This window comes from Methanofollis sp. (assembly GCF_028702905.1).
GTDB lineage: Archaea > Halobacteriota > Methanomicrobia > Methanomicrobiales > Methanofollaceae > Methanofollis.
Genome location: NZ_JAQVNX010000107.1, coordinates 1 through 6881, shown reverse-complemented (window position 1 = coordinate 6881; position 6881 = coordinate 1). Strand labels below are relative to the sequence as shown.

At 60.6% G+C, this 6881-nt stretch carries 10 protein-coding genes; 5 read left to right on the top strand and 5 right to left on the bottom strand.

Annotated elements, in window-relative coordinates:
* Positions 1–15: 15 nt before the first annotated feature.
* The 3 genes from PHP59_RS10670 to PHP59_RS10660 all read left to right on the top strand — a co-directional run bounded on the left by PHP59_RS10670 (position 16) and on the right by PHP59_RS10660 (position 2809).
* A complete protein-coding gene (locus tag PHP59_RS10670) occupies positions 16–984 on the top strand; it encodes a substrate-binding domain-containing protein (protein ID WP_300166778.1) in 969 nt (322 codons plus the stop codon).
* 61 nt (positions 985–1045) lie between these two features.
* Entirely contained in the window at positions 1046–1732 is a 687-nt protein-coding gene (locus PHP59_RS10665; protein WP_300166774.1) for an ABC transporter permease, read from the top strand.
* A gap of 3 nt (positions 1733–1735) precedes the next feature.
* Entirely contained in the window at positions 1736–2809 is a 1074-nt protein-coding gene (locus PHP59_RS10660) for an ABC transporter ATP-binding protein (protein ID WP_300166772.1), read from the top strand.
* On the opposite strand, the gene PHP59_RS10655 is transcribed toward PHP59_RS10660, so the two are convergent.
* Positions 2806–3948: a putative sulfate/molybdate transporter gene (locus tag PHP59_RS10655; protein WP_366943754.1), complete on the bottom strand. Its 1143-nt coding sequence runs from the start codon at positions 3946–3948 to the stop codon at positions 2806–2808. The two genes, PHP59_RS10660 and PHP59_RS10655, sit on opposite strands and share 4 nt — an antisense overlap.
* A 99-nt stretch (positions 3949–4047) precedes the next feature.
* Here PHP59_RS10655 and tsaA point away from each other — a divergent pair, with 99 nt between their 5' ends.
* Complete coding sequence (tsaA, locus tag PHP59_RS10650; RefSeq protein ID WP_300166770.1) at positions 4048–4602, top strand: tRNA (N6-threonylcarbamoyladenosine(37)-N6)-methyltransferase TrmO; 555 nt, start codon at positions 4048–4050, stop codon at positions 4600–4602.
* Here tsaA and PHP59_RS10645 read toward each other — a convergent pair.
* Positions 4580–4927: a hypothetical protein gene (locus PHP59_RS10645; RefSeq protein WP_300166768.1), complete on the bottom strand. Its 348-nt coding sequence runs from the start codon at positions 4925–4927 to the stop codon at positions 4580–4582. The two genes, tsaA and PHP59_RS10645, sit on opposite strands and share 23 nt — an antisense overlap.
* 16 nt (positions 4928–4943) lie before the next feature.
* The gene (locus PHP59_RS10640) at positions 4944–5168 is read right to left on the bottom strand and encodes a hypothetical protein (protein WP_300166766.1); all 225 of its coding nucleotides are present in this window, start codon (positions 5166–5168) and stop codon (positions 4944–4946) included.
* Between the two features lie 91 nt (positions 5169–5259).
* On the opposite strand from PHP59_RS10640, the gene PHP59_RS10635 reads away from it, so the two are divergent.
* Entirely contained in the window at positions 5260–6069 is an 810-nt protein-coding gene (locus PHP59_RS10635; RefSeq protein WP_300166765.1) for a uridylate kinase, read from the top strand.
* Positions 6070–6089: 20 nt separating this feature from the next.
* Here PHP59_RS10635 and PHP59_RS10630 read toward each other — a convergent pair whose 3' ends face one another.
* Together PHP59_RS10630 and PHP59_RS10625 are read right to left on the bottom strand one after the other, a co-directional pair.
* Complete coding sequence (locus PHP59_RS10630) at positions 6090–6323, bottom strand: hypothetical protein (RefSeq protein ID WP_300166763.1); 234 nt, start codon at positions 6321–6323, stop codon at positions 6090–6092.
* 136 nt (positions 6324–6459) lie between these two features.
* On the bottom strand, positions 6460–6881 hold a 422-nt coding region (locus PHP59_RS10625; protein WP_300166761.1), incomplete at its 5' end, for a transposase.

Here is a 6881-nt window from a genome sequence, read left to right as displayed (position 1 = left end):
GATAGTAAAATTACCATGAAAAAGAGCATCTTTGTGCTTTTTGCAGCAGTCATGATCGTTGCTGCATTTGCATGCGGCTGTACCGGCACCGGGGACGTGACCCCGACGCCGACGGTAACGCCGACCGCGGCGGAGACGACCGCGGCTCCAGCAGAGACGCAGACTCTCCTCATCGCAACGACGACCAGTCTCTATGACACCGGCCTCCTCGACGCCCTGAAGGCAGACTTCGAGAAGAAGTACAATGCGAAGGTCGATATCCTCTCGGCCGGCACCGGCAAGGCCCTCGGCTACGGGGAGAACGGCGACGTGGACGTAATGATGGTCCATGACCGCGCCCGCGAGGACGCGTTCCTTGAGGCAGGCCACGGCATCGACCGCCGCGTCTTCGCCTACAACTTCTTCGTCATCGTCGGCCCTGCTTCGGACCCGGCAGGCGTGAAGAACATGACCCCTGAGCAGGCCTTCACCACCATCCGGGAGAAGGGCCTCGCCGACCCGGCGACGGTGAAGTTCGTCTCCCGCGGTGACGACTCAGGCACGCACTCCAAGGAGAAGGCGATCTGGAAGGCCGCAGGCTTCAACTACTCGACCGACATCCAGAAGTCCGGCGAGTGGTACATCGAGGCCGGCACCGGCATGGGTGCGACCCTGGTGATGGCCGACGAGAAGCAGGCCTACACGCTCTCCGACATCGGCACCTACCTTGCGAGCAAGGACAAGATCACCCTCGTGCCCCTTGTCTCAGAGGGCGATGTCCTCCTCAACGTTTACTCGGCGATGCAGATCAACCCGGAGAAGCACCCCGGCGTGAACTCCACCATTGCAAAGGACTGGATCAACTACCTGATCACGCCCGAGACGCAGAAGACGATCGAGACCTTCGGCGTTGACAAGTACGGCGAACCCCTCTTCTACCCGGCCGCAGGCAACTGGGAGAAGATCGGCGTGAACCAGTCTGAAGTGGAAGACCCGGTGGCATAAAGCCGCAGGGTTTTTCCCCCTTCTTTCCCTTTTATTGATGTCTCTTCAGGAGGAGTGAGTGATGGGCTTTATCATCGATGGCATTCTTGAGGCTGTTCACCTCATCGTCACCCTTGACCCCGACGTCATAGAGATCACCGCCCTATCCCTCGTCGTCTCTCTGACCGCAACCGTTGCGGCGACGCTCATCGCCGTCCCCTTCGGGGCCTCGGTCACGTTCAACGAGTTCCCCGGCAAAAAAGTCCTGATTCAACTTATCCAGACCCTGTACTCCTTGCCGACCGTCATCGTCGGCCTGCTCCTCTTCCTCCTCCTCACCCGCCATGGCCCTCTCGGTTTTCTCGGCATTCTCTTCACGCCGCAGGCGATGATCCTTGCCCAGACTATCCTGGTTCTCCCCATCATGACCGGGCTCACGATCACCGCGCTCTCGGGCGTGGACGCGACGATCAGGGACACGATCCTCTCCCTCGGGGCGACACGTCTCCAGTTCCTAAAACACGTCGTCAGGGAGGCCCGGTTTGCGATCCTAGGGGCGGTCGCCCTCGGCTTCGGCCGGGCGATCTCCGAGGTCGGTGCGGCGATCCTCATCGGCGGGAACATCTATGGTCGAACCCGCGTCCTGACGACGGCGATCACCCTCAACACCTCGCAGTGGAATATCGGCACCTCGATCGCCCTCGGGATCATCCTCCTCGGCATCGCCCTCATCGTGAACACGGTGGTGACCATCTACCAGCAGCGGTGAACCATGATCGAACTCAGGCATGTTGCAAAGAATTTCGGCGAGAAGGTCGTCCTGAAAGACGTGAACGCGGCGATCCTGGACGGCGAGATCTTCGCGATCATCGGCCCCTCGGGATCGGGCAAGTCCACCCTCCTCCGCCTGATCAACCTCCTCGACACCCCCTCGGGCGGGGAGATCCTCCTCGACGGCGCCGCCATCCACGCGGACCGGGGGAGCGCCCTCGGGTTCAGACGGCGGATGGCGATGGTCTTCCAGAAACCGGCGGCCTTCAATGAGACTGTCTATGACAACATCGCGATCGGCCTGCGGATCAGGCATGTCCCCGAGGCCGGGATCAGGGAGAAGATCGCGGCCGCCCTGGAGGTGATCGGGCTTTCCGGCTATGAGAAGAGGAAGGCGAAGACCCTCTCCGGCGGGGAGATGCAGAGGGTCGCCATCGCGCGTGCGGTCGTCACCGACCCGGCCGTCCTCCTCCTCGACGAACCGACCGCAAACCTCGATCCTGTGGCGACCGAGGCGATCGAGGACCTGATCGCGCGGATCAACAGGGAACTGAACCAGACAGTGGTCCTCTCGACTCACGACATGCTCCAGGGCCAGAGGCTCGCCCACAGGATCGGGGTGCTGATGGACGGTGTCTTCGCCCAGATCGGTACGCCGCGTGAGGTCTTTGCGATGCCGAAGAACAGGCCTGTGGCGCGGTTTGTCGGGATCGAGAACATCATCGAAGGGATGGTGCGGGAGAACAGCGACGGCGTCGCCGCCATTGCGGCCGGCGGGGTGACGATCGCCGCGGTCACCCCTCTCGGGCCGGGGACGAAGGTCTGTGCCTGCATCAAACCCGAGGACATCACCATCCACCTTGCCGACGGGACCGGTATCTCGGCGCGAAACGTCCTCTCCGGGAGGGTGACCGGGGTACGGGCCTACGGCCCCCTCAACCACCTCACGGTCGACTGCGGCATCCCCTTCACCGTCCTTGTCACCTGGAAGTCTGCCGAAGAACTCGGCATCAGGGAGGGGATGAAGGTGAAGATCTCCTTCAAGGCCAGCGCCGTCCACGTCGTCGAGGATTAACTGCCTTTTTTTGCTGCCCTGGCCCTGCCGTACCTTTCCAGGGCCCAGGCAAGCATCAGCCCGATGACAAAGCCCACTGTGATGTTCATGAGAACGGAGAGGGCGGCGATGACCACGGTCACAAAGATGGAATCGGTCTTCATGCTGTGTTTGCCGAGTTCGACCGCCGCAAAGATGAGGAGGCCGCCGAAGACCCCTATCGGGATCAGGGCAAGGCTCTCGGGCGAGGCGAAGAAGAGGGCGAAGCCCAGGAAGATGGCCCCGGCGATGATATTCGAGCCCCCTGTCCGTGCGCCGAACCTGTACTGGGCGGCAAGGCCGCCGGCACCGTGGCACATGGGAAATCCTCCGAAGGGAACGGAGACGAGGTTCATGACGCCGATCGTCCGGGAAAGGCGGTCGGGGTCGACCTCTGTCCTGAAGAGGTCCCGCGTCAGGAGGGCCGTGGCAAGGATGGCATTGGTGAGGGTCAGGGGGATCTGCGGGGGGACGAGGTACCATGCGGCGAAGAAGAAGTCGGCAGGGTTCGGGAGGACGAGAGCGGGCAGGGATATCGCAGAGAGGGACGGGAGGCCCGCGCTGAGCACGCCCGCGCCGACGCCGATCCCGAGGACGAGGAGGGCCGAGAGATCGTTGACCTTCCAGCGGAGCGCGGCGAGGAAGAACAGGATGACGACGGCCACCGAGATCCCGGCGAAGAGGGGGTCGGCTGCGACGAATCCGAAGGAAGTCTTCAGGAGGAGGAGGGCGAGGCCCGCCTGCACACCGCGGACGACAGAGGTCGGGATACGGTCGCTGAGATGGCGCATGCCCCCGATAAGGCCGAGAGCGAGGAAGAGGACGCCCATGATCAGTCCGGAGGCGGCGATCTCCCCCGCGGTGAGGCCTTCGGCGATCGCGATCGCCCCGACGGCCTTCAGGGGTTCGACCGGGATGGGCAGGCGGTAGTAGAGGCCTGAGATCACGTACCAGAGGGCGAAGAAGAGGAAGACGTACGAGAGGTTCACGTTGCAGACAAGGGCGACGCCGAGCACGATGGGGAGGATGGTACCGAAGTCTCCGACAGACCCGGCGGCCTCGCTGAGATTGAACCGTAGGCCCGGCCCATTTCGTACTTCCTCTCCCGGCCCTGTCACCACACCCCTCTCCTGATCATTGCTGATATCTGAACCCTTTTATCAGTTCTTCAATAATCTTCCCTCATGCGCGGCCGGGAGCAACGGCTGCCGGGATGTTATATGACCGATGCTAATGTCAATGACACGGATCTCCATGATCTGGCGATCCGGTACAGACCTATCGGAGTCATCAGGTCCGGGTTTGCCGAGCAGGCAGACACTCCGATTCAACCTGTTTATTCCGGGTCAGATGGTCGTGTGGAGATCTTTCCCGAGTATGTGGAAGGTCTGCTGGATCTCGACGCCTTCTCCCACCTCATCCTCCTCTACCATTTTAACCGTGCCGGCACTGTTGAACTCAGGCGAAAGCCGTTTCTGGACGGTTCACGTGAGAGGGGGATCTTCGCGATCCGCCACTTCAACCGTCCGAATCCAATCGGCCTGTCCATCGTGGGACTGACGTCTGTACGCGGGAATGTCCTTGAGATCTCCGGGGTGGACATCCTGGACAACACCCCGCTCCTCGACATCAAGCCATACATCTACCAGTTCGACCACAGGGAAAATGTCCGTTCCGGATGGGTGGACCTGCAGACCGACGGCCGCACGCCCGAGAAGTGCACGCCTGCGGAACTGTCCGGGCAGGGATACCTCAGTCGAGAGCCCTCGCCCTGATCGCCCCAAGAAGGTCTGGCCCCAGGATCTGCTCGACCTCCCGGGGATACTCTGCAAGGATCCTTGAAAAGAGGACTGCCGTTCCCTGCGCGGTGGTCGAGACACCGACCCTCTCGGTGCGGGTGACCAGTCCTTCCTCCTCCATGGCGGCGATGATGGGGATGACATAATAGTGCGGGACAGAGAGGTATTCGGCCAGACGTCTGGTCTTCGGGAACCTGATGCTGATCTCTCCCTCTGTGCAGAGGAAAGTAATGGCACGGTCCTCAAGAATGAGAATCCGTGCAACAGCAGCGAGTATCTCGCTTGAGGTCAGTGCGGGCATAGCCCAGATATGTGTGTTACTCGTCTTTCTTTTTATGCCGCTCTTCCTCTGGCATCGCTTCGAGCCAGACGATCTCGGCACCCAGGTCGGCGGCGACGAGTTCGATCTCGTTCTTTCGGAAGTGTTTTGCCTCTACCCAGAGTCTCTTTGAGTTGTTCTCACCGGTTACGGCGACGATGCGGAACTTCGGCTGCTGGACCCCGCTGCCGACCTTCTTTCTTTCGCGGACGTAGATCTTCATCTGTTTCACCTGTTACCAGTTGATATACCAACTGGTATACTCCCTGTTAAATCTCTGTTCCTATAAATATTATCTTCATGGTGATACCATCATGACACAACGCTTTGAACTCAACTCCGGCCTCCGCGGCGAGACCATGGTGCGAAAAGGCCTGATGAAGCGGATAGACGAGATCCCGCAGATCCGGATCATGCCCGACCTCAATGTGATCAAGATCGGCGGCCACGGCACCATGGACTTCGGTCGCGAGGTCGTCTTTCCGATCGTCGAGGAGATCGGCGCCCTGAAAGAGGCCGGCGAGAAGGTCCTTGTCGTCACCGGCGGCGGCGTGCGCGTCAGGCATATCATGGACATCGGGATCAACCTGGGCATGCCGACCGGCGTTCTCGCCGAACTCGCCTCCAAGATCAGCGAGCAGAACGCCCTGATGATGTCCCTCCTCCTCTCGAAGTACGGCGGAACCCAGGTGAAGTCGGGCGACCTCCTCGAACTCCCGACCCTCGCCTCCCTCGGGATGCTGCCGGTGACCCACGGCACCCCGCCGTACGGCCTCTTCGAGCAACCGGCAGAGGTCGGGTCGATCCCGCCGAACAGGACAGATACGGGTGCCGTGCTCATCGCCGAGGTGATGGGTGCGAAGAACTGCATCCTTGCAAAGAACGTCGACGGCCTCTACACCGAGGACCCCCGCATCGATCCGGCGGCCGAGCTGATCCCTGAGATCACGGCAGAAGAACTCCTCGGCATGGACATGGAGGATATGGTCCTTGAAAAGAAGGCGGTCGAACTCCTCCTCCACACCAAACACGTGAAGGAGATCAGGGTGGTCAACGGCCATGTGCGCGGGAATATCACGAAGGCCGTCCGTGGCGAGAAGGTCGGGACCCTGATCCGGGCCTGACCTATCTCACGTCATCTTTTTCAGCGGGCGACGCTCTTCATCTCGCCGCGCTTTTCCTCGGGCATCGGTGCGAGGTAGATGATCTCGGCCCCGACGTCCTTTGCAATCCCCTCGATCTTGGTCTTCCGAAAGTGCGTTGCCTCGATCTTCAGGTGCGACTCCTCCCCTTTCCCGCCGGTGACGGCGACGACCCTGAACTTGGGCTCTTTGACGCCGCTCCCGATCTTCTGTCGTTCTCTGACATAGATTTTCATCTTCGGTCCCCCCCTGCCGACATGTCGCCGGCCCTGGCACAACTGAAATATAAAATATATTATATATTGCTTGCCGGTGTGCCATGCCAAAAGAACGCTGTCAACTACCCCGGCCTGAAGGCCGGGGCTTGAGACTCTATCGTGTCGATAGTTCTCGTATGGGTGGCTGACTGCACCCCTGCACCTCCAGGGTATACCTGTAGGTGCGTGCTCTGGACTCGATGTTCCGAGCACCGATAAGGTCGGCATGGAGCGAGTGTCCGCAGCATTCGCAGACAAACGATTTCTTGTGCCGATTGTTCTTACTGATATGATTGCATCGAGGACAGGTCTGGGAGGTATAGGCCGGATCGACATAGACCGTCGATATACCCTTCTCCCGCACCTTGTACTCGATGAAGGACTGGAGTTCATAGAACGCCCATGAGTGATGGGTGCCCCTCTGCTTTTTGGAGGTCTCTGTCCGATCCCTGATCCCGGTAAGATCCTCCAGCCCGATCACATCAACCTTGTTCTGAACGGCAAAACGAACGATCTCCTTCGAGACGCGGTGGTTCA